Annotated in this window: 21 protein-coding genes and 2 pseudogenes; 4 read left to right on the top strand and 19 right to left on the bottom strand. The window is 62.6% G+C overall.

The window, feature by feature from the left end:
* Window positions 1-18 precede the first annotated feature (18 nt).
* Window positions 19-486 carry an Rrf2 family transcriptional regulator gene (locus E5E96_RS10500; protein WP_171282110.1) on the bottom strand — a complete coding sequence of 156 codons (468 nt, stop codon included), beginning with the start codon at window positions 484-486 and terminating at the stop codon, window positions 19-21.
* Window positions 487-596: 110 nt separating this feature from the next.
* On the opposite strand from E5E96_RS10500, the gene hmpA reads away from it, so the two are divergent.
* Entirely contained in the window at window positions 597-1,790 is a 1,194-nt protein-coding gene (gene hmpA, locus E5E96_RS10495) for an NO-inducible flavohemoprotein (protein WP_171282109.1), read from the top strand.
* Between the two features lie 102 nt (window positions 1,791-1,892).
* On the opposite strand, the gene E5E96_RS10490 is transcribed toward hmpA, so the two are convergent.
* The 6 genes and pseudogenes from E5E96_RS10490 to E5E96_RS10465 form a co-directional block, all read right to left on the bottom strand.
* Window positions 1,893-2,492, bottom strand: coding sequence for a tetratricopeptide repeat protein (locus E5E96_RS10490; RefSeq protein WP_024944582.1), 600 nt, complete (start codon window positions 2,490-2,492; stop codon window positions 1,893-1,895).
* Between the two features lie 436 nt (window positions 2,493-2,928).
* Window positions 2,929-3,864, bottom strand: coding sequence for a malate dehydrogenase (gene mdh / locus E5E96_RS10485; RefSeq protein WP_171282108.1), 936 nt, complete (start codon window positions 3,862-3,864; stop codon window positions 2,929-2,931).
* A 221-nt stretch (window positions 3,865-4,085) separates the two neighbouring features.
* Window positions 4,086-4,748, bottom strand: a complete 663-nt coding sequence (artM, locus tag E5E96_RS10480; RefSeq protein ID WP_016349411.1) for an arginine ABC transporter permease ArtM — start codon at window positions 4,746-4,748, stop codon at window positions 4,086-4,088.
* Window positions 4,749-4,750: 2 nt separating this feature from the next.
* Entirely contained in the window at window positions 4,751-5,401 is a 651-nt protein-coding gene (artQ, locus tag E5E96_RS10475; protein ID WP_171282107.1) for an arginine ABC transporter permease ArtQ, read from the bottom strand.
* Window positions 5,402-5,404: 3 nt separating this feature from the next.
* On the bottom strand, window positions 5,405-6,142 hold the full coding sequence (locus E5E96_RS10470; protein WP_171282106.1) for a transporter substrate-binding domain-containing protein: 738 nt from the start codon (window positions 6,140-6,142) through the stop codon (window positions 5,405-5,407).
* A 25-nt stretch (window positions 6,143-6,167) separates the two neighbouring features.
* Window positions 6,168-6,907 (bottom strand): annotated as a pseudogene (locus tag E5E96_RS10465) (ATP-binding cassette domain-containing protein).
* A gap of 201 nt (window positions 6,908-7,108) precedes the next feature.
* Here E5E96_RS10465 and argR point away from each other — a divergent pair.
* The gene (gene argR, locus E5E96_RS10460; protein WP_005308670.1) at window positions 7,109-7,579 is read left to right on the top strand and encodes a transcriptional regulator ArgR; all 471 of its coding nucleotides are present in this window, start codon (window positions 7,109-7,111) and stop codon (window positions 7,577-7,579) included.
* 86 nt (window positions 7,580-7,665) lie between these two features.
* Here the strand turns inward: argR and E5E96_RS10455 are convergent.
* From E5E96_RS10455 to glnK, 5 genes and pseudogenes are all read right to left on the bottom strand, one after another.
* Window positions 7,666-8,570, bottom strand: a pseudogene (locus E5E96_RS10455) (Dyp-type peroxidase).
* Between the two features lie 103 nt (window positions 8,571-8,673).
* Window positions 8,674-9,708 carry an ABC transporter ATP-binding protein gene (locus E5E96_RS10450; protein ID WP_044799135.1) on the bottom strand — a complete coding sequence of 345 codons (1,035 nt, stop codon included), beginning with the start codon at window positions 9,706-9,708 and terminating at the stop codon, window positions 8,674-8,676.
* A 69-nt stretch (window positions 9,709-9,777) separates the two neighbouring features.
* Window positions 9,778-11,403 (bottom strand): iron ABC transporter permease, encoded by a 1,626-nt coding sequence (locus E5E96_RS10445; protein WP_171282105.1) that lies wholly within the window; start codon window positions 11,401-11,403, stop codon window positions 9,778-9,780.
* A gap of 40 nt (window positions 11,404-11,443) precedes the next feature.
* Entirely contained in the window at window positions 11,444-12,451 is a 1,008-nt protein-coding gene (locus E5E96_RS10440) for a Fe(3+) ABC transporter substrate-binding protein (RefSeq protein WP_216368110.1), read from the bottom strand.
* Window positions 12,452-12,659: 208 nt separating this feature from the next.
* Window positions 12,660-12,998 (bottom strand): P-II family nitrogen regulator, encoded by a 339-nt coding sequence (glnK, locus tag E5E96_RS10435; RefSeq protein ID WP_011704615.1) that lies wholly within the window; start codon window positions 12,996-12,998, stop codon window positions 12,660-12,662.
* Window positions 12,999-13,199: 201 nt separating this feature from the next.
* Between glnK and arfB the strand changes: the two genes are divergently transcribed.
* Window positions 13,200-13,616, top strand: a complete 417-nt coding sequence (gene arfB / locus E5E96_RS10430; RefSeq protein WP_171282103.1) for an alternative ribosome rescue aminoacyl-tRNA hydrolase ArfB — start codon at window positions 13,200-13,202, stop codon at window positions 13,614-13,616.
* Between the two features lie 33 nt (window positions 13,617-13,649).
* Window positions 13,650-14,144, top strand: coding sequence for a methylated-DNA--[protein]-cysteine S-methyltransferase (locus tag E5E96_RS10425; protein ID WP_044799132.1), 495 nt, complete (start codon window positions 13,650-13,652; stop codon window positions 14,142-14,144).
* Between the two features lie 346 nt (window positions 14,145-14,490).
* On the opposite strand, the gene E5E96_RS10420 is transcribed toward E5E96_RS10425, so the two are convergent.
* From E5E96_RS10420 to E5E96_RS10390, 7 genes are all read right to left on the bottom strand, one after another.
* Window positions 14,491-15,687 (bottom strand): NupC/NupG family nucleoside CNT transporter, encoded by a 1,197-nt coding sequence (locus E5E96_RS10420; RefSeq protein WP_011704612.1) that lies wholly within the window; start codon window positions 15,685-15,687, stop codon window positions 14,491-14,493.
* 182 nt (window positions 15,688-15,869) lie between these two features.
* Window positions 15,870-16,805: a LysR family transcriptional regulator gene (locus tag E5E96_RS10415; protein ID WP_016349403.1), complete on the bottom strand. Its 936-nt coding sequence runs from the start codon at window positions 16,803-16,805 to the stop codon at window positions 15,870-15,872.
* Between the two features lie 82 nt (window positions 16,806-16,887).
* On the bottom strand, window positions 16,888-17,421 hold the full coding sequence (locus tag E5E96_RS10410) for a glutathione peroxidase (RefSeq protein ID WP_171282102.1): 534 nt from the start codon (window positions 17,419-17,421) through the stop codon (window positions 16,888-16,890).
* Window positions 17,422-17,483: 62 nt separating this feature from the next.
* Window positions 17,484-18,047 carry an NnrU family protein gene (locus tag E5E96_RS10405; RefSeq protein ID WP_171282101.1) on the bottom strand — a complete coding sequence of 188 codons (564 nt, stop codon included), beginning with the start codon at window positions 18,045-18,047 and terminating at the stop codon, window positions 17,484-17,486.
* 209 nt (window positions 18,048-18,256) lie between these two features.
* Window positions 18,257-19,390, bottom strand: coding sequence for a glycerate kinase (locus tag E5E96_RS10400; protein WP_171282100.1), 1,134 nt, complete (start codon window positions 19,388-19,390; stop codon window positions 18,257-18,259).
* A 9-nt stretch (window positions 19,391-19,399) separates the two neighbouring features.
* Entirely contained in the window at window positions 19,400-20,662 is a 1,263-nt protein-coding gene (locus E5E96_RS10395) for a GntP family permease (protein ID WP_017409005.1), read from the bottom strand.
* Between the two features lie 119 nt (window positions 20,663-20,781).
* The gene (locus E5E96_RS10390; protein ID WP_016349398.1) at window positions 20,782-21,897 is read right to left on the bottom strand and encodes a sugar diacid recognition domain-containing protein; all 1,116 of its coding nucleotides are present in this window, start codon (window positions 21,895-21,897) and stop codon (window positions 20,782-20,784) included.
* Between the last annotated feature and the right edge of the window lie 58 nt (window positions 21,898-21,955).

Here is a 21,955-nt window from a genome sequence, read left to right as displayed (position 1 = left end):
GGCAGCCTTTTTTCTTGCTCACTCGCTCTCTTCATCCGGCTCCAGCACCAGAGTCGGGATCAATTCGCCAAATACCTTCTGCAGCTCGTCGCGATTGGCCAGCAGGTCATGCAGGGTATAGCTGTCCATCACCGCCAGAAAGGCGTTCATCGCCTCCTTCAGGGCATTCTTCAGCAGACAGACCGAGACGATGTGGCAGGCCGGCGAGCCGCAATCTATCCCGTCCAGATTCCCTTCCAGCGCCCGGATCACCTGACCGATGTTGACGGTCTCCGGCGCACAAGCCATGCGGATCCCGCCATTCTTGCCGCGCTGGGACTGCAGATAGCCCAGTTTCACCAGCTGGTTCACCACCTTCACCATGTGATTGCGGGAGACGTCATACAAGGCGGAGACCTTGGCCACGCTCGACAATTCGCCCTCCGGCAGGGTCGCCAGATAGAGCAGGGCTCTCAATCCAAAATCGGTATAGCTAGTTAGTCTCATAGTGCCTGTGGCGCATCGCGCGGAAATTGATTATTGATTCAGATCAAATAAACATCTAGGATGCAGCTTATTAAGTGACATTTTAGATGTTCAATTAGCAAGGACCCCCTATGTTAGACCAAGCCACCATCGCCGTCATCAAAAGCACCATCCCTTTGCTCGAATCGGCGGGCCCCGCACTCACCCAGCACTTCTACCAGCGCATGTTCAGCCATAACCCGGAACTGAAGGACATTTTCAACCTGGCGCACCAGCGCAGCGGCGGTCAGCCGCTGGCGTTGTTCAATGCGGTGGCGGCCTATGCCAAGAACATCGACAACCTGGGGGCACTGGCCGGGGCCGTGGAGCGTATCGCCCACAAGCACACGGGTTTCCTGATCCAGCCAGAACAATATCACATTGTAGGTAGTCATCTCTTGGCCACGCTCAAAGAATTGGGTGGAAGTGCGGTCACCGACGAGGTGCTGGATGCCTGGGGCAAGGCGTATGGCGTGCTCGCCAGCATCTTCATCGGCCGCGAGAGCGAGATTTATCAGGAGAAGGCGAGCCAGGCAGGTGGCTGGCAGGGTTCCCGCCCCTTCCTGGTCAAGGAGAAGCGGGTCGAGAGCGAACTCATCACCTCCTTCCTGCTGGCGCCGGTGGATGGCAAGCCGGTACTGGACTTCAAGCCGGGCCAGTACCTCAGCATCAAGCTGGTCCACCCCGAGCTGGAATATCAGGAGATCCGCCAGTACTCCCTCTCCGATGCGCCCAATGGCCAGCACTACCGCATCAGCGTCAAGCGCGAGCCGCAGGGCCAGGTTTCCAACCTGCTGCACGATCATCTGCAAGCAGGTGACAAGATTGAGGTGATGCCCCCCACCGGCGACTTCTACCTGAAAGCCGATGGCCATACCCCGGTGGTGCTGCTCTCCGCCGGTGTGGGTGTCACGCCGATGATGAGCATGCTCAACCAGCTGCTGGCGAACGGCCATCAGGCCGACATCACCTGGCTGCACGCCTGTGAACAGGGTGCCGTACATGCCTTCAGGGAGGATATTCAGCAAAAGTCCCGCCAAAACGCCAACCTGCTGAGCCGGGTCTGGTATCGGGAACCCCAGGCCAGTGATGTGCAGGGCGAAGAGTACGACTTTGCCGGTACCATGGATCTGACTGCAGTGAAGGAGCGCATCACGCCGCAGGCCCACTACTACTTCTGTGGTCCCGTCGGCTTCATGCAGGCAGTCAAGCAGCAGCTGATCGCGGCGGGCATTCCCGCCGGCCAGCTCCATTACGAAGTTTTTGGTCCCCACCAAGATCTGTAAGGCGATCTGATCACTATAACCAGCTGAGGGGCCAGCCTGTCACGGCACGGCGGCCGGCGCCTCCCGGCCCACGGATGCAGATCCGTGGGTCATTTTTTTGGCTCAGTGCATCGCCTTGGCACGGGCGATGGCATTGGCCGGCATCCGGTTGCCGAGCCGGCTCAGCAGACTGGTCGCCTTCTGGTGCAGCGCCTTGTCGCCGATCACCGTGCTGTGCAACCAGTGGTAGGCCTCTTCATAGTCGAGCGGGCTGCCCATCCCCTGCAGCAGCATCTCCACCCACTCTATCTGTGCCCGCTGGAAGCCCAGGCTGGCGGCCTCCCGCATCAGGGTCTCGGCCTTGAGCAGATCCTTTTGCACCAGCGTGCCTTTCCAGTAGTAACGGCCCAGTTGTTCCAGCGCCGGCGCCAATCCCTGATTGGCCGCCTCCCACATGAATTTGACCCCCAGCTCCGCGTTGGGCTTGATGCAGACCCCCCAGGCCAGCATGTCTCCCCACAAAAACTGATAGGCAGGCACCTTCATCACCTCGGCCCGCACCTCGATATCCTGGGTAAGCTGGCACCTGTCCTGCTTTACCTGCTGCAGGTGACGCCCCTGCTCAATCCAGTTGAGCAGCTCGTCCTGGCGATAGAGCGGCACCGCCTGCAGCGTGCCGCTGTCCACATTCAGCCCACTGCTGCTGTTCGGGGTGCTGGTCATGGGGCGGCTATTGGGTGAGCGCCCGCTATCCGTGGCGACAGGAGCGGGAATGGGGGCCGCTGCCGGTGCATCGGCCGTCGCCGGGCTGGCCGATGGCGCAGCCGTGGTATCCGCAGCCGCCGGTACAGCTGTCGCAGCGGATGGGACCGCTGCCTCCGGCTGCGCCGGCGTGCTGGCCGGTGCGGAAGCGGCCACGGCCCCGCTCGTCGCCGCGGCGGCAGAGGCGGAAGGCTCGGCCCCCAGCGCCTGGCTCGTCAGCAATGGGGGCGTCAGCAAACAGAGAAGGCCGACAAGGGTAATGGGTTTCATCATAAGGATCTCCTGCAGCACCCTGTTATCGGCAGCCGGTGACATCCCCTTAGGCCGGCACCGCCTGCATCCGTCACCATAACGACAAAGGGGAGCCGAAGCTCCCCTTGCTGTCCATCCGGACGCCTTACTTGACGAACTCGACACCCAGCTGGATATCGGCTTTCAGAGTGGCCAGCATGCCATCCATCGCCTCTTGTTCGAAGGCGCTCAGCTTGCCGTACTCCAGCACGGTTTCGACACCGTTCTTGCCAAGCAGGATGGGCTGCGCGAAGAAGGTGGCGTGTTTGCCGTCGCCTTCCACGTAGGCGCACTCGATGACGTTGGCTTCACCCTGCAGGCCCTTGATGAGCGACAGGCCGAAACGGCAGGCAGCCTGGCCCATGGAGAGGGTAGCGGAACCGCCACCGGCCTTGGCTTCCACCACTTCGGTACCGGCGTTCTGGATACGCTTGGTCATGGCGGCCACTTCGTCAGCGGTGAAGCTGGCACCTTCGATCTGGGAGAGCAGCGGCAGAATGGTCACGCCACTGTGGCCACCGATCACGTTGACGCGCACCTTGTCGACGTTCAGACCCTTGGCCTCAGCCACGAAGGTCTCGGCACGGATCACGTCCAGAGTGGTGACGCCGAACAGGCGACGCTTGTCATAGACACCGGCTTTCTTCAGCACTTCGGCGGCGATGGCGACCGTGGTGTTGACCGGGTTGGTGATGATGCCGATCAGCGCTTTCGGGCAGGAGGCGGCGCACTTTTCCACCAGATTTTTGACGATGCCAGCGTTGATGTTGAACAGGTCGGAACGATCCATGCCGGGCTTGCGAGCCACGCCGGCGGAGATCAGCACGACATCGGCGCCGACCAGAGCCGGGCTCGGATCTTCACCGCAGAAACCTTTTACTTTCACGTCAGTCGGGATATGGCTCAGATCGACCGCCACGCCCGGGGTCACCGGAGCGATGTCATACAGGCTCAATTCGGAACCAGCAGGCAGACGGTTTTTCAACAGCAGAGCGAGGGCTTGGCCGATGCCACCGGCGGCACCCAGAACGGCAACTTTCATGATCAACTCCATGTTTAAGCGTAGGTTTAAGGTTGTTTCTTGTTGTGCGCCCAACCTTAAAGGATCCCCCCCTAAAAAACAATCTGATAACAGTTGTAATCACAGGTTCTGTGAGCCAATAAACAGGCGGCGAATAAAAATGGGGGGAAATGCAAAAAATTGGAGGGGAAGCACAGATTTCCTGCACTTCCCATCACCATTAATAGGTGGATCTACCGACTTCAGCCCTGGAAGGCCAGCGCCCGGCGTTCACACCAACGAAAACCAATTGTTAACAATCCGTTCATGGTCAGGTAGAGGGCACCGGCCACGGTGAACACCGCCAGGGTGTCATAGGTCTGGGCATTGAGGCGCTGGGCCAGCCCCATCACATCCATGATGGTGATGGTACTGGCGAGCGAACTCCCCTTGAGCACCAGGATCACCTCGTTGGAGTAGGCGGGCACCAGCCGCCGGGCGGCGTGGCGCACCTTCATCCACAGGGTCTGGCCGGCGGAGAAACCGAGCGCGCGGCAGGCCTCTACCTCACCGGCCGGGATGGCATCGAGCGCCCCCTTGAACAACCGGGTGGAGTAGGCGGCGGTATTGAAGCCGAGTGCCAGCACGGCGCAGAACCAGGGCTGCTTGAGCAGCGGCCAGAGCGGCCCCTCTTTGAGCCAGGCAAACTGGCCCGGCCCGTAGTAGATGAGGAAGATCTGGATCAGCAGCGGCGTGCCGGTGAAGATCAGCACCCACAGCTGCACCAGCTGGGTCGCCACCGGAATGCGGCGCTCCAGCACCCAGGTCATGGCCGCCGCCATCAGCACGCCGAGCAGCAGGCTGAATGCCGTGAGTTGCAGGGTAATCGCCAGGCCACCCAGCAGGGTCATCAGGTAATCCTGCATGATCAGCCTCCGTAACGACGGGTGTAACGGGACGCCTGCTTCAAGCCAAACTCACTCACCAGGCTGATGGCCAGGTAGATGAGGGCCGCGGCGGCATACCAGGTGAAGGGTTCATAGGTGCTGGCCGAGGCCATCTGGGCCTGACGCATCATCTCGTTCACCCCGATGAGGGAGACCAGCGCCGTATCCTTGAGCAGCACCAGCCACTGGTTGCCGAGCCCCGGCAGGGCATGACGCCAGGCCTGGGGCAGCACGATGCGAAAGAAGATGTGCCCCTTGCCAAGGCCGAGCGCCAGCGCCGCCAGCCGCTGCCCGGCGGGTACCGCATTGAGGGCGGCCCGCAGGGTCTGGGTGGCGTAACTGGCGAACAGCAGGGAGAGCGCCAGTACGCCGCAGGCAAACGGACTGAACTCCACGTACTCGCCGGTGATGAGGAACAGCACCTGGGTCGAGCCGAAGTAGATGAACAGCACCACCAGCAGCTCGGGCAACCCGCGAATAAGCGTGGTGAGAGTGGCCACCGGCCACACCAGAGCGCGCTGCTTGCTCAGCTCGGCGGCGCTGAACGCCAGCGCCAGCACCATGCCCCCGACCAGGGATGCCAGGGCCAGCCCGAGGGTCATCCAGGCTGCATCCAACAACAGGCTCAACATGGCTTAGTGCGCGAAATATTTGTCGTAGATCTTCTGATAGGTGCCGTTGGCCTTGATGTCGGCCAGCCCCTTGTTCAGCTGAGTCAGCAGCTCCTGATTGCCCTTGGCCACCGCGATGCCAAAACCGGTACCGAAGTACTTGGCGTCAGTCACCGGCGTGCCGATCACGGCATACTCCTTGTGCTGCTTGAGCCAGTCGGCGGCGACCGCGGTATCGGCAAACACGCCGTCGGTGCGGCCGTTCATCATGTCGAGGAAGGCGCTCTGGTAGCTGGCGTAAGGCACGGTCAGCAGACCCTTGCTCACCCAGTTGTCCACCAGATAGGACTGGTGGGAAGTGCCGTTCTGCACGCCGACGGTCTTGTCCACCAGCTCTTCCGGCCCCTTGAAGGCGCCCTTCTTGGTCACGAACACGGCGGAGTTCTGGTAATAGATGTCGGAGAAATCGACCAGGGCGGCACGCTCCGGGGTCACGTCCATGGCGGCGATGGCGGCGTCATAGCGACGGAATTTCAGGCTGGGGATCAGGCTGTCAAAGGCCTGGTTGTGGAAGCTGCACTCCAGCTTGGCCTGTTCACAGATGGCGCGGGCCAGATCGATGTCAAAACCCTGGAACTCGTTCTTGTCGTCCAGGTATTCGAACGGCGCATAGGTGGCCTCGGTGGCGAACTTGATCTCCTTGGCCAGCACCGAGGTGCTCAGCAGGCCCATGGCGGCGACCAGCAACAGACTCTTTTTCATGACAGCTTCCTTATCGATTTGAATATCAATGCATCAAGAATTCGGCAAACCGGCTGGTTTGCGGGGCTTGGAAAATGGCGGCGGAGCCGGCTTCGATGATCCGCCCCTTCTCCAGATAGATCACCTGGCTGGCCACCTTGCGGGCGAACTCCACCTCGTGGGTCACCACCACCTGGGTGATACCGGTCTGGCCCAGGTTGCGGATGATCTCCGCCACTTCCTTGGTGATCTCGGGGTCGAGGGCTGCGGTCGGTTCGTCAAACAGCAGCACCTGGGGATCCATCATCAGGGTACGGGCGATGGCCACCCGCTGCTGCTGACCACCGGACAGCCGCGCCGGCCAGGCGTCGCGCTTGTCCGCCAGTTGCAACTGGGCCAGCAGATAACCCCCTTCTCCATGGCCGCCGCCTTGCTCATGCCGAGCAGCTTGACCGGCGCCTCGATGAGGTTCTCCATCACGGTGAGATGGGGCCACAGATTGTACTGCTGGAACACCATGCCCACCTTGCGCCGCAACGCCTGGGTCTGGCGGTTGAACTCGGCGGTGGAGAGGCTGGACGGGAAAGAAAATTCACTTTCGCCGATGCGCAGAACACCGGCATCCGGGGTGTCCAGCAGGTTCATCATGCGCAGCAGAGAACTCTTGCCGGCACCGCTCGGGCCCAGCAGCACCAAGGTTTCACCGGGAGCGGTCCGAAAGCTGACCTGTTGCAGTACCGGCACCTTGTGCCAGGATTTTTCGATACCGATTAATTCAATACCCATACAGCCCAATTGAATAAGTTTTCAAAATTTCGTCCTGATTCTAACGTTGGCATGGGTGGATGCAAGCTATATTTGAATCAATATGCAGAACAAGCGCCGCTTCCTTGCAAAAATAGGCATATGAATGCAAAATGGGCACGCTGTTCATATCTGCCGCCTGAGCGTGACAGGCAGCCAAACCTCCTCATTCGTGAGTCCAAGATGAAGCATAACGACAAGCAAGAAAAACTGGCCAAGGCCTTTAAAGCCTTGCTGAAAGAAGAACGATTTGGCTCCCAGGCAGAGATAGTGACTGCCCTGCAAGAGATGGGCTTCGAAAACATCAACCAGTCCAAGGTATCGCGCATGCTGAGCCGCTTCGGCGCCGTTCGCACCCGCAATGCCAAGATGGAAATGGTCTACTGCCTGCCGGTGGAACTGGGCGTGCCCACCACCTCCAGCCCGCTCAAGAATCTGGTGCTGGATGTCGACCACAACGGTGCCCTGGTGGTGATCCACACCAGCCCGGGTGCGGCCCAGCTGATCGCCCGCCTGCTCGACTCCCTCGGCAAGGCCGAAGGGATCCTCGGCACCATCGCCGGTGACGACACCATCTTCATCACCCCGACCAGCGACACCGACATCGAAGAGCTCTACCTCTCCGCCCTCGAGCTGTTCGAACAGACGCCGTAATGGTTGCCGCCGCGTCATCGCGGTCCCGCCAAAACGCAAAATCCCGGCCAAGGCCGGGATTTTTGTTATCTGCGGGTGGGCGAGCCTTATTTGCCCTGCGCCACCAGAAAATCTTCTGAAGGGGCGAAGAAGGCTGCGCCGGTCACCGCTTTGGTGAAGCGCAGCAGGTGATCGAAGTGACTGCCCTCCCCTTGTACATGCTGGCCAGCATGGCGTTGAAGTGCTGCGGGGTGCGGCAGCAGGAGATGAAATAGAGCCCCTGCTCACGCATGGTGCCCCAGGGCATGCTCTGGCGCAGGATCTCCATGGACTCCCCTTTTGGCGTCTTGAGGTTGACCCGCTTGATGTGGGCGGTCAGCGGCTTGTCGGCCGACTCGTACTCGATGTTGTCGACCTTGGTGCGACCGATGATGTCTTCCTGCTCCTTCAGCGCCAGCTTCTCCCAGTCGCTCATGGCGTGGACCCAGCGCTGCACGTGGATGTAGGAGCCGCCGGCAAACTCGCCGCCGTCCAGCAGCGCCACTTCGGCGCGGTGCTCCTCCTGCGGGTTCTCGGTGCCGTCGACGAAACCGGTCAGATCGCGGCAGTCGAGGTTGCGAAAACCGCGCACCTCTTCCGCCAGCTCCACCAGCCCGGCCAGCAGAGCCATCACGCGCTGACCGGCGTGATGCAGCACATCGACCCGATCGGCGCGCAGTTGCACGAACAGATCGAACGGAGTGTTGGGGGCCTCCTGGCCGTTGGCGGATTGCGCCATGAAGCCGCGGAACTGGGGCGGACGGGCGGCAGGATAGAGGCCATCCCAGGCATCGGCACCGACGGCGACCAGACCGCTGAAGCCGGCAGCGGGGAAATCGGCGGCCACCGCCTCCCACAGGGCCGGCAATCTGGCCAGACGGGCCACCAGCTCGGCGGCGTCACCGGTGCGGTTGAACATCAGATAGAGGGCGTGCAGATTGGGCTCGGCACAGATCCCGGCTTGGGCTTTCATATATCTCTCCCCTGAACAGACATTGGCGATATGGGCGGTTAGCGTTGCGCGATTATAAACCAGCGCGGTTCCAGTTCATTGATTTCACGACGATATCACGCGTTCAGGGTAAAGGGTCAAACAACACCAGCGCGTGGGGCGTCACTCTGACCCGCGCCCGCGCGCCCTCCAGCGGCTCGCCGATGCTCGCCTCCAACCGCAGCTCGCCACTCTCGAACAACACCCGGCAGTGATGGCCGAGGAACTGCTGCTCCACCACCTTGAGCTCGCCATCCGCGGCGCTCTCCAGCAGCAGCTGCTGGGGCCTGAGCATCAGTTGCAGCAGCTCACCCACTGCCCGGCCATGGGGCTCGCTGCCGCAGATGACCCCGAGCACCGTGCGCACGCAGTGGCTGTCCACCACCTCGGCGGCCAGGTAGTTGACCCCGCCGAGAAACTCCGCCACGAAGCGGTTCTGCGGGCGGCGATAGAGCTGCTCCGGCTGACCCACCTGTTCGATGTGACCCGCGCGAAACAGCGCCAGCCGATCGGCGAAGGCAAACGCCTCTTCCTTGCTGTGGCTGACGAAGATGGCGCCGATCCCCTGCTGCTTGAGCAGGGCGCGGATCTCGAGGATCAACTTCATCCGCACCTGGGTGTCGATGTTGGAGAAGGGTTCGTCCAGCAGCATCAATCTCGGCTTGCATACCAGCGCCCGGGCGATGGCTACCCGCTGCTGCTGGCCGCCGGAGAGCTGGTGCGGATAGCGATCCCCCAGCCCCTGCAGATTGACCAGCGCCAGCGCCTCGTCCACCTGCTGCTGGCGGGCACGGCGATCGAGTTTGGTCAGGCCAAAGCCGACGTTGTCGGCCACCGTCAGGTGCGGAAACAGGGCGTAATCCTGAAAGATCATGCCGATGTTGCGCGCCTCGGGCGGCACGCTGGCACCCGGCCCGTCGAGCAGGGTATCGCCGAGGCGGATCGTTCCCTCTGCCAGCGGCAACAGGCCGGCGATGGCCTTGAGCAGCGTGGTCTTGCCGCAGCCGCTCGCCCCCAGCAGGCAGACGATCTCGTTGTCTGCCACCGTCAGGGAGAGCTGCTCCAGCACATTGCGGCCGTTGTAACGGCAGCTGACATTTTCAACCTGCAAACAGGACAAGGCTGACTTCCTCATATTCTTTTGAACCAGACCGACCGGAGGCCGGACAACATTCCAGGGTCGGCAAACTCAGTGCCCCGCCCCATCCAGGTTGCGGTTGACCCAGATCAGCGGCAACAGCCCCACCAGCACGATGACGATGGCACCGAGCGCGCCGCGCTCCAGCATCTCGTCCGACACGAACTGGTAGACGTGGGTCGCCAGGGTATCGAAGTTGAACGGCCGCAGCAGCAGGGCGGCGGGCAGCTCCTTCATGGATTCGATGAACACCAGCATGGCACCGGCAAACAGGCCGCGCCGTACCAGCGGCAGGTGGACCCGCCGCAACATGGCGCCATCCCCCTGCCCCAGGGAGCGGGCCGCCATGTCGAGGCTGGGGGAGATCTTGCCCATGCTGCTCTCCACCGAGCCGATGGCGATGGCCACGAAGCGCACCAGATAGCCGAACACGATGGCGGTGATGGTACCGGTCAGCAGCAGCCCCGGCCCCTGACGCCCCAGCCACTCGGCCAGATCGTTGATGGCAAAATCGAGGGCGGTGAGCGGCACCAGCACCCCGATGGCCAGCACGGTACCCGGCATGGCGTAACCCATGGCGGCGATGCGCAGCGGCAGCAGGCTCTTGATCCCGCCATCGAGGCGACGACAGAAGCCGAGCAGCAGGGCTATGCCCATGGCCAGCAGGGCGGTCAGCGCCGAGATAGCCAAGCTGTTGCCGGCAAAGCGGACAAACTCCGGCGTCCACGACAATTCGAAGTAGCGCACGCCGTAATCCAGCAGGATGACGAACGGCAGACCGAAGCCGGCCAGCACCAGTCCCCAACACCAGAGACCGGCCAGACAACGACTCATCCCCTTGAGCGGGTAGCGCAGCGGCTGCTCATGACCCATCGACTTCTGGAACACCTGCTGCCGGCTGCGCGAGCGGCGCTCCAGCGCGATCAACAACACCACTGCCAGCAACATCAGGCAGGAGAGTTTGGCGGCGGTAGCCAGGCTGCCGTAACCGAGCCAGGTGTCGTAGACCGCCGTGGTCAGAGTGTTGATGGCAAAGAAGTGGACGGTGGCAAAATCGGCCAACGTCTCCATCGCCACCAGCGATACCGCCACCATGATGGCGGGGCGCGCCAGCGGCAGGCTGAGGCGGCGAAAGCTCTGCCAGGGGGAGCAACCGAGCAGGCGGCTGGAGTGAATGAGGCTGACCGACTGCTCCAGAAAGGAGGCGCGGGTCAGCAGATAGACGTAGGGGAAGAGCACCAGCGCCAGCACCCAGGCGGCGCCGCCGAGGGAGCGGATGGCCGGGAACCAGTAATCGGCCGGCCCGCCCCAGCCAAACAGCTGACGCAGCCCCGCCTGCAGCGGGCCCGAGTAGTCGAGCAGGTCGGTGTAGACATAGGCGACGATATAGGAGGGCATGGCCATCGGCAGCATCAGCGCCCACTGCAGGGCACGGCGCCCCGGCACCTGGCACATGGCCACCAGCCAGGCGGTAGGCACCCCGAACAGCAGGCTGAGCAGCACCACACCGACCACCAGCCCCAGGGTATTGGCCAGATAGTCGAACAGCACGGTATCGGCGAGGTGGCCAAACAGATCTCCGTCGGCCGATAAGGCGGAGAAGACCAGAGCAAGTACCGGCAAAGCCAGCAGCAGGGCTGTTGCCCAGCTGCCGGTAATCCATCCAAAATTTTTCATGAGACCACAGAGGTTGATGGGGCCCTTGGCCCCATCTGAATTACAAATCGAATTTCACTTCATCCAGCAGCTGCAAGGCGTCCTTGCGGTGCTTGGCGTAATCGCTGACCGGTAGCGCATCAGACTTGAAGCTGCCCCAGGACTTGACCATGGCAGAAGGCTCGACCCCGGCCTTGACCGGATACTCGGCGTTCACGTCCGCATACATGTGCTGAGCGGTGTCGCCGGCCAGGAACTCCATCAGCTGCTGGGCCTCAACCTTGTTCTTGGCGTACTTGGTCATGGCCACGCCGCTCACGTTGACGTGGGCGCCGCGGTCAGCCTGGTTCGGGAAGTTGATGTAGACGGCATCGGCCCAGGCTTTCTGCGCCGGATCCTTCAACATGGCGCCCAGGTAGTAGCTGTTGCCGAGCGACAGGTCACAGATACCATCCTTGATCGCCTTGACCTGATCCCGGTCGTTACCCTGCGGCTTGCGCGCCAGGTTGGCCTTGACCCCTTCCAGCCAGCTCTTGGTCTCGGCCATGCCGTGATGAGCGATCATGGAGGAGACCAGCGCCACATTGTACTCATGCTTGCCGCTGCGGGTGCAGATTTTTCCTTTGAATTCAGGCTTGGCCAGATCTTCGTAGCTGATGGTATCGAGCTTGCCGAGACGATCCTTGCTGGAATAGATGGCGCGCACCCGGGTGGTCAGCGCGAACCAGCGGTTGTCCGGATCGCGATAGATGGCGGGGATGTTCTCCTGCAGGATCTTGCTGTCCACCGGCTGCACCAGCCCCTTGTCCACCAGATCGGTCAGCCGGCTGATGTCGACGGTCAGCATCAAATCGGCCGGGGAGAGCTTGCCTTCCCGCTCCAGACGCTCGTTCAGCCCCTCTTTGGCGAACACCACGTTGACCTTGATGCCCGATTCCTTCTCGAACTGCTGGATGATGGGCTTGATCAGCTCATCCTGCCGGTTGGAGTAGACATTCACCTCCCCTGCCGCCAATGCCGACTGAGCCGCCAACGCAGAGAAAGCCAGTGCCAACATCTTCATTTTCATCATCCATTCCTTGAGTTGCTATATCGAGTGAGAACCATTGCTGTTTGCATTTTGCATTGAGCTCGACAGCCGGATCAAGAAATCCTGATGTGGCGGGATCACATATTTAAACCCTGTTCAAACAAAGGGGCCGGATAGAATCCCATCCGGCCCCACCATGGAGTCAATCAGCGACAAAGTACCGATCATTCGCCCCCATCCAGCGCGATCAGAGCGCCTCGTCGTCGCTCTCACCGGTCCGAATGCGCACGGCCTGCAGCAGGTCGTAGACGAAGATCTTGCCGTCACCGATCTTGCCGGTATAGGCGGCCTTGCAGATCGCCTCGATCACCCCTTCGACGTTGTCGTCGGCCGTCGCTATCTCCAGCTTTACCTTGGGCAGGAAGTCGACCTGATACTCGGCTCCCCGGTATAATTCGGTGTGCCCCTTCTGGCGGCCAAACCCTTTGACCTCGGACACGGTCAGACCCTCGACCCCCAGGTTGGCGATGGCTTCGCGCACGTCGTCCAACTTGAAGGGTTTGATAATCGCAGTAATCAGCTTCATCTGGTTGCTCCCAATCCATGGTATGTCATGAATGGGGAATCAATTCTTGTGCCAAGTCTTTTTATTGTTTAATTTCAAAAAGATAGCATTTACGTCTGGAGCAGGACTCTCCCGGCATCACCAAGGGAGCGCATCTCGCCCCATTATGAGGCACCAAGCTGAGCCAGCCACAGCCGATGCACCAAACAAGAGCACCGCAGTATGTTAGTCATCTCCAACAGCGTTACCCTGCCCTGGCATGAACTGCAATTCCAGACCATGCGGGCACAGGGCAACGGTGGCCAGCACGTCAACAAGACCGACTCCGCCGTCTGGCTACGCTTCGATTACCGCAACTCCCCCAACCTCACCCCGCTCTACAAGGAGGGGCTCGACAAGCTGAGCGACAGCCGGGTTCACGACGGCTTCATCATGATCCGGGTCGAGACCCACCGCAGCCAGGACATGAACCGCAAGGAGGCGATGAACCGTCTGGTGGAGCTGCTGAAGAAAGCGGCCTGGCGCCCCAAGGCCCGCCATGCCACCAAGCCGACCCGCAGCTCCCAGCGCAAGCGGGTCGATGCCAAGAAGCGCAAGGGGGAGATAAAATCGACCCGCGGCAAGCCGGTAGTGGACTAGCCGGGCCCTTGCCCAACGCCCGAGGATGACAGAATGAAATTCAGTTTTTGCGACAGCGCCCACGGCCCCCTGCTCATCGCCATCGACCGGGACGGGCTGCGCTATGTGGAGTTCGTGCTAGGCGAGCAGCCGGTCACCCCGACCGACGAATGGCAACGCGACGATCAGGCACTGGCCCCCTTCATCGAACAGTTCGCGGCCTACTTCGCCGGTCGCCTGCGCCGCTTCGATCTGCCGCTGGCCGCCCGGGGCACCCCTTTTCAGCAATCGGTGTGGCGCGCCCTAGGCGATATTCCCTACGGCGAGACCGTCAGCTACCTCGAGATAGCCCAGGCCATCGGCAATCCCAAGGCAGTTCGCGCAGTGGGTGCCGCCAACGGGCGCAATCCGCTCAGCATCATAGTGCCCTGCCACCGGGTGATCGGCCGCAGCGGCGAGCTGACCGGTTATGCCGGCGGCATTCCCATCAAACGCTGGTTGCTGGCGCTGGAGCAACAGACCGCAGACGACTTCGTGCTGACCCCCTGACCAGCCAGTGGAATCCCGCTCACAGCGCTGGCTGCCGGCGCTGGAACAGCAGACCGCAGACAACTTCGCGCTGACCCCCTGAGCCTCTGACCAGCCAGCCCGCATTGCGTTTAGCAAAATGAACATAGTATGAAGAATCGCCTCAGAAGGGCTTCAGACAGCATCAGGCATCATGGCTTCACACTTGGATGGCATGGCTCATCCCTCATTCAAGTGGCACCCATGTGACGCTTCCAATCTGTCTTTTTCCCCGCGCCTCCCTGAGGCGCTTTTTTTTGCCGGCAAACGGCCACAAAAAAGCCCGCCGAAGCGGGCTCTGACCGGAAGGTGCTAGCTTCAGGGTCAATCAGAGGGCGAGGAACAAGCCTGCCAGCGAGGCACTCATCAGGTTCGCCAGCACACCCGCCAGGATAGCGCGCATGCCGTAACGGGCGATGAAGGATTTGCGCTCCGGCACCATGGCGCCCAGGCCGCCGATCAGGATCGCCATGGAGGATATGTTGGCGAAACCACACAGGGCGAAGGTGACGATGGCCTTGCTCGACTCGCTCAGGGTCTGGTCCTGCACCAGGGCGATGAAGGCGACGAACTCGTTCACCACTATCTTGGTCCCGATCAGGGCGCCGGCGGCCTGAGCCTGCTCCCAGGGGATGCCGATCAGCCAGGAGACGGGCGCAAACAGCCAGCCCAGAATGATCTGGAAGCTCAGCTCCAGCCCCACCAGGTCGCCGGCCCAGCCCAGCAGGCCGTTGAGCATGGCAATCACCCCGACGAACGCCAGCAGGGTAGCCCCCACGGCAACCGCGATATTGAGGCCGGACATGGCGCCATCGGCGGCTGCTTCAATCACGTTGGTGGCACGCGGGATCACCACGTCCTGATGGTGATCCTGCTCCTCGGCGGCAGGCGGCACCAGGATCTTGGCCATGGCCAGACCGGCCGGTGCCGACATGAAGGCCGCCGCGATCAGGTATTTCAGCTCGACCCCGATGCTGGCGTAACCCACCAGGGTACCGCCGGCCACGGAGGCGAGGCCGCAGCTCATCACCGCGAAGAACTGGGAATCCGACATCTTGGAGAGATAGGGTTTGACCACCAGCGGCGCCTCCACCATGCCGACGAAGATGTTGGCGGTGGCGGAGAGGCTCTCGGCGCGACCGGTGCCCAGCAGCTTCTGCAGGCCGCCGCCAAGCAGAGCGATCACTTTCGGCATCAGGCCTATGTGGTAGAGGATGGCGATCACCGCAGAGAAGAAGATGATGACCGGCAGCACGTTGAAGGCAAAGATGAAGCCCAGCTTGAACTTGGCCAGATCGCCGAACAGGAAGGCGATCCCCTCCTGACCGTAACCGATCACGCTGCTGACGCTTTCGCTCACCCCGTTCAGCACGTGCTGACCGGCGGGCAGCCAGAGCACCAGGCCGGCGAAGAGGATCTGCAGGCAGAGGGCCAGGCCAACTGTTCGCAACGGGATACGACGACGATTATCAGAGCAGAGCGTGGCCACGGCCAGAATGCTCAGGATGCCGAGCAGGGCAATCATAGGGACTCCATCAGGTGGGGCGAAAGATGGGCGCGGATTCTGCGCTCCCAGCCTCGCCACTGCAAGTCCACTTGGTTACAGCCCTGTTAGCAAAAACGTTTGCACGATATCGGTTGCGGCAACTGGCTGATTTGACTCGATTTTGGTTTCAAGCGAAAGCCAGTGTTCTTATATGGAAACGATCATTCCTCTGTGCCGGACAATTTGCCGCCGAGCCAGGGGGCCAGCCGCTGCTCCCAGTAGGGATTCGGACCGAAGCTCTCCTTGAGGAAGTCGATGAACAGCCGGATCTTGGGATCCAGGTGCTCGCGTCTGGCATAGACGGCGTGCACCGCCATCTTCTGGTTCGGCCGCCACTGGGGCAGCAGCGGGATCAGCTGGCCGGACTGCAACTCCTTATCCAGCAGGTAGTTGGCCACGTAGGCGATGCCGAGCCCGGCCAGGGCGGCGTCGCGCACCGCCTCCGCCAGATCCACTCGGTAGTTGCCGGCCACCTGCACCGTCTGGCGCTCCTTGCCCTGGCGAAACGACCACTCGTGGTAGCGCCGCTCCCGGCTCTGATAGGTGATGCAGTTGTGCTGGGCCAGGTCTCTGGGGTGCAGCGGGGTGCCGTGGCTCAGCAGATAGTCCGGCGAGGCCACCAGCACGAAGTGAATATCCGCCAGCCGCTGTCCCACCAGGGCCTCGGGCTTGTCCTCGTAGGTGGTGATCCAGAGATCCAGCCCCTCATCCACCAGGTTGGTGCGGTGATCGAATAGCGAGACCTCCAGCTCCAGCTCGGGGTAGCGATCCTGAAACGCCTTGAGACGCGGGATCACGTGCAGCCGGCCGAAAGACTGGCCAACCCCCAGATGCAGGATGCCGCTCACCTTGCCGCGCCGCTCCGCCACCATGGAGTCCGCCTCCAGTGCCACCGCCACCAGGGCGCGGCAGTGGCGGGCATACTCCTGACCGAGCTCGGTGAGGGAGAAGCGGCGGGTGGTGCGCTGCACCAGCTGGGCACCGAGTTCGGTCTCCAGCTGAGCCAGCTGTTTGCTGATGTGGGATTTGGAGACCCCGAGCCGCCGGGCGGCCGCCGAGATGCCCTGTTCACGGACCAGGGCATCGAAGATCACCATTTGGGGCAGACGTTGCAGCACGGGATTACCAGAGAGAAGAGCGGGCCCCCATTATTCCAGAGCCGCCCGCCGCGGGGTAGCGCTAAAGGCCGAGCGCCCGTTTGACCTCTTTATGCAGGGGATCGTCCGCCGGATTCTGGTTCGCCCCATAACTCGCGACCAGCTTGCCGTCACGGCCGATCAGGTATTTGTGGAAGTTCCAGCCCGGCGCCTCGCCCGCCGCCGCGGCCAACCCCAGGTAAAGCGGGCTGGCATCGGCCCCGCGCACGGCGATCCGGTTGAACATCGGGAAGGTCACCCCGTAATCGCGTCGGCAGACCGAGGCGGTCTTGCCCTCGTCCCCCGCCTCCTGCCAGAAGTCGTTGGAGGGGAAGCCGAGCACCACCAACCCCTTCTCCTTGTAGGTCTGATAGAGCGTCTCCAGATCCCGGAACTGGCCGCGATAGCCGCAGTAGGAGGCGGTATTGACCACCAGTACCACCTTGCCCTCGGTCAGCTGGCAGAGGTTGTGGCGCTGGGTGCTGTTGAGCTCCCGCATCTCCACGTTGAAGTAGTCCGGGCAGGCGGCGACGGCCGCCCCGGCCACGATTGTCAGCAACAACATGATCCATTTCATCGAGCGACTCCTGTCAGACAGATGAGTGACATACGCGCGGGCACGCCGGCCGGTTCACCCGTTCAATAGAGGGGGATGCCGGTGAGCATGCCGTGCCCCCAGAAGATCAGCAGGGCGGTGAGCGCCAGCCCGGCCCCCACGCTGAGCCCGGTGCCGTACCAGTTGGCCGCCGGACGGGGATGACGCTGCCAGTCCCGCACCGAAATCCAGACGATGCTCACCAGCGCCCACAGGCCGATGCCGCCAAACAGCACCAGGGAACGGGCCTCGCTGTTGACTGCCAGGTGGGCACCGGCCCAGAGCAGGGTGCCGAGCAGCTGGGGATGCACCAGCCAGCGCCGCAGGTGGTTGGGCCCCTGGCCGGAGCAGAACAGGATCAGGGCGATGGGCATGACCGCCATCATCAGGGTCGGTCCCCAGGCGGGCAGAAAATAGAGCGGCAGGGGGCTGGCGGTGCGCCAGCCGGCGATGATGCAGGCGATGGCGATGAACACCAGCAACGAGAAGAGTCCCTTGTAGCGATTCTCCCCCAGCCGCTCGCGCAAGCGGGCCCGATGGGCGACTGCGAAGCAGGGATAGAGGTGGATCAGGGTAAACAGCAGTACCCCCAGGGTCAGCAAGATCATGGGTTGCTCCTTGTACTATGGGGGATCACTATGCCGCAAAGTCGGCGGCCAGAATACAGAAACCGCAGAAAAGCACTGGCTATACAGCAGGATAATGAAAAACGCCGATCATCTGATCGGCAAGGTGTTTCGGGCAGACCTGCAGCGGGCAGGTCGTCACCGCGACACGGGGCGGGGTTGGCCGGCGCCAGGCACCGGCCAGAAGAGAGTCAGGGTCGCAGCAGATAGAGCGCCGCCACGTTGCGGGCCGTGAGCTGCAGGTTGGTGGTGGCGGTGGCCAGCGCCTCCGGCAGCGACATGGCGCGGTTGACCACGGCGAACACCGCATCCAGCCCGTGCTCGTGCACCACGACGCAGTCGTCGGTCAGGCAGCCCGCAATGCCGATCACCGGCTTGCCAAACTGCTTGGCACAGCGTGCGACACCGATTGGCGTCTTGCCGTGGATGGTCTGGTTGTCGATGCGCCCCTCGCCGGTGATGACCAGATCCGCATCGGCCACCGCCTCGGCCAGTTTCAACGCCTCGATGACGATCTGGATGCCGGGTTTGAGCTCGGCGCCGAGCAGGCCCACCAGGGCCGCCCCCATGCCACCGGCGGCGCCCGCCCCCGCAATCTCCTTCACCTGCTTGCCAAGCGCCTGCTCGATGCAGTCGGCGTAGTGTGCCAGGTTGGCGTCCAGCTGCGCCACCATCGCGGGGGTCGCCCCCTTCTGCGGACCAAACACGGCGGAGGCCCCTTTCGGCCCGCACAGCGGGTTGTCCACGTCGCAGGCCACCTCGATGGTGATCTTGGCGAGGCGCGAATCGAGCCCGCTCAGATCGATGCTGGCCAGCTCGGCCAGACCGGCGCCGCCCGGTGCGATGGGAGTACCGTCGCGCTTGAGCAGCTTGCCGCCAAGTGCCTGGATCATGCCGGCACCGCCGTCATTGGTGGCGCTGCCGCCGATACCGAGGATCAGATGCTTCACCCCCATGTCGAGGGCCGCCAGGATCAGCTCGCCGGTGCCGCTGCTCGAGGTGTGCAACGGATTGCGCAGCTCAGGCGCCACCAGATGCAGGCCGGAAGCCGCCGCCATCTCGATGACGGCGCGCTCGCCATCCCCCAGCAGACCGACGAAGCCCTGTACCTTGTTGCCAAGGGGAGCGGTCACGTAGAAGGGCAGAATGCGGCCGCCGGTGGCGTCCACCAGGGACTGCACCGTCCCCTCGCCGCCATCGGCCATCGGCAATTTGACGTAGGTGGCATCCGGCAACACCTGCTTGAATCCGGCCTCGATGGCATCGGCCACCGCCATGGCGCTGAGGCTCTCCTTGAATGAATCGGGGGCGATAACAATTTTCATATCAATTCCTTAGGCGAGGCCAAACACGCCGAACATCAGGGTGGAGACGGCGGCAATGGTCAGACCGACCGCGGTTTCGTAGGGGATGAGCTTGAGCCGCTCACCCACGCCCATGTGGACGCTGCCGCCGGTGGCATGGAAGAAGGAGCCGTGGGGCATGTGGTCGAACACGGTGGCACCGGCGTGGATCATGGCGGCCCCCGCCAGGCTGCTGATGCCGAGCTCGAGCAGGGTGGAGCTGAACACGTTGGAGGCCACCACGGTACCGGCGGTGGTCGAGGCGGTCGCCAGCGACATCAAGGCACCCGAGATGGGAGCCAGCAGGTAGGAGGGCAGGCCGGAGGCGGTCAGGCCGCTGATCAACACATCCTTGAGACCGGAGTTGGCGATGATCCCCGCCAGGGTACCGGTACCCAGCAGCATGATGGCCACCGGCGCCATGCGGGCCAAGCCCGAGACGGCAAACTGGTTCACCTTGCTGAACTTGCCCATCATCAGGGCGCCGACCAGGCCACCGAGGGGCAGTGCAATGAGCGGGTCAACCACGATGCCGGCGATGGGGCGCAGGGCCAGCAGCAGGATGGCCACCAGCGGCGCACTGATGGCGGCGGCAAAGCCCGGCAGCTTGCTGCCATTGAAGCTCACCACCTCGTCGGCGGCGACCTTGCTGCCCTTGTTGTTGAGGCGCTTGGCCAGCCAGTAGGCCATCACCAGCCCGAACAGGCCCGGGATGATGCCGGCCGCCATCACCGAGGTGAGCGGCAGGTGGAAGGCATCGGCTGCCGCGATGGCGTTGGGGTTGGGAGACATGACGTTGCCCGCCTTGCCGCCACCGATCATCGCCAGCAGGATGGCCGCCTTGGAGAGGTCGGCACGGCGGGCGATGGCCAGCGCGATGGGGGCGACCGTAATGACGGCCACGTCCACGAACACGCCGACCGCAGTCAGGATCAGGGTGGCCAGTGCCAGTGCCAGCAGGGCGCGGGTCTCGCCCAGCTTCTTGACGATGGTCTCGGCGATGGTGGTGGCGGCGCCCGATTCGATCAGCACGCCGGCCAGCACGCCCGCCGCCAGGATCCGCATCACCGCCGTGGTGATCCCCTGGGCACCGCCGATCATCAGGGCGACGGTCTGGGTCAGATCGGCGCCGCCGATCAGGCCGCCGGCCAGGGCGCCGACGATCATGCCGTAAGCAGGCGGTACCTTCTTCAGGATCAGGAAGATGGCGATGGAGAGCGCGGCGAGAGCGCCAAGCGCGGATACAGGGATCATGACGGGCACCTTTCAAATGAGTGAGTGGTGGCCATTATGGTGATCCGAGATCGGAATGCTTTGGTCAAAAAACCAAATATTAGCTTTGTAAAACGCAACTTTCTGTATGAATGAACAAATCAACTATCGAGGTTGAGCCCGAGATAGAGCAGAAACTTGTCATCTAACTTGTTGAAATTCAACCCGGTTATCTGCTCAATCCGGGTCAACCGGTAGCGCAGGGTATTGGGGTGGATGAACAGGGCTTCGGCGCAGGGATGCAGATCACAATCCTGCAAGAAATATTGGCGCAGCGTCTTCTGCAGCGTTCCCTTTGTGTCCTCCTGCGCCAGCTTGTGCAGCGGGGCCCGCAGCTGATCCGCCTGCCAGGAGTCCGCCAGACTGCCGAGCAGCACCGGCAGCCGGTAATCCTCGAAGAAATAGACCTGCTTGCGCGGCGCCTGCCGCATGCCACGGCGCAAGGTGTCCCGCGCCGTCTGGTAGGAACGCGCCAGCCCGCCGGTGCCGGCGAAGTAATCACCCACCCCGATGCGCACCCGAAAGTGGGGAATGCGGGCCAGCAGCTGCTTGATGCGGCTGCGCTCCTGCGCCGACTGCCAGATGCCGTCGCTGAGCTGGGCCGGCTTGAGCACCACTATCTCGTCCAGACCGTTGATGGCTACCAGGTTGTCCCGCTCCGGGTTTTCCAGCAGGTGCACCAGTTCCCGCAGCCGGGCCGGGTCGGCCTCCTCCAGCGCCAGCACCGCCACCACCCGCGGCTGGGCCAGATCCAGCCCGAGGAAACGGGCCGCCTGCTGCAGCTGATCTTCCCGCCCTTCACCACGGATCAGCTGCAGCACCAGCTCCTCCTTGTGGCGCTTGTCCCACTGCAGCTGCTCGGTGAGCGCCGCCTGCTCCAGAATGAGCTCGGCCGTCATGCGCACCAGCTCGGCGTAAGCACGAACTTCGTCCGGATCGCCCGAGATGCCGATGACCCCGAGCAGCTCCCCCTGATAGGCGATGGGCAGGTTGATGCCGGGGCGCACTCCCTTGAGCTCGCGGGCGGTCGCGTCGCTGATCTCAACCACCCGGTTCTCGGTCAGCGCCAGCACGGCCCCTTCGTGACGCTGATGGAGCCGCTCCGGGTTGCCGGACGCGATGATCAGGCCGTGCTCGTCCATCACGTTGACCGAAAAAGAGAGGATCTTCATCGCCCGGCTGACAATCTGCCGTGCGAGGGTGTCATTGAGCTGCATAGGTACTCCGCTGAACGAAACGGGAATAGCCTGCGATGATGAGTCGCAGTGGCTCGTC

The sequence above is a fragment of the Aeromonas sp. 1805 genome (assembly GCF_013085525.1).
In the GTDB taxonomy this organism is placed as follows: Bacteria; Pseudomonadota; Gammaproteobacteria; order Enterobacterales; family Aeromonadaceae; genus Aeromonas; species Aeromonas hydrophila.
This window is presented reverse-complemented; position numbering and strand designations above follow the sequence as displayed.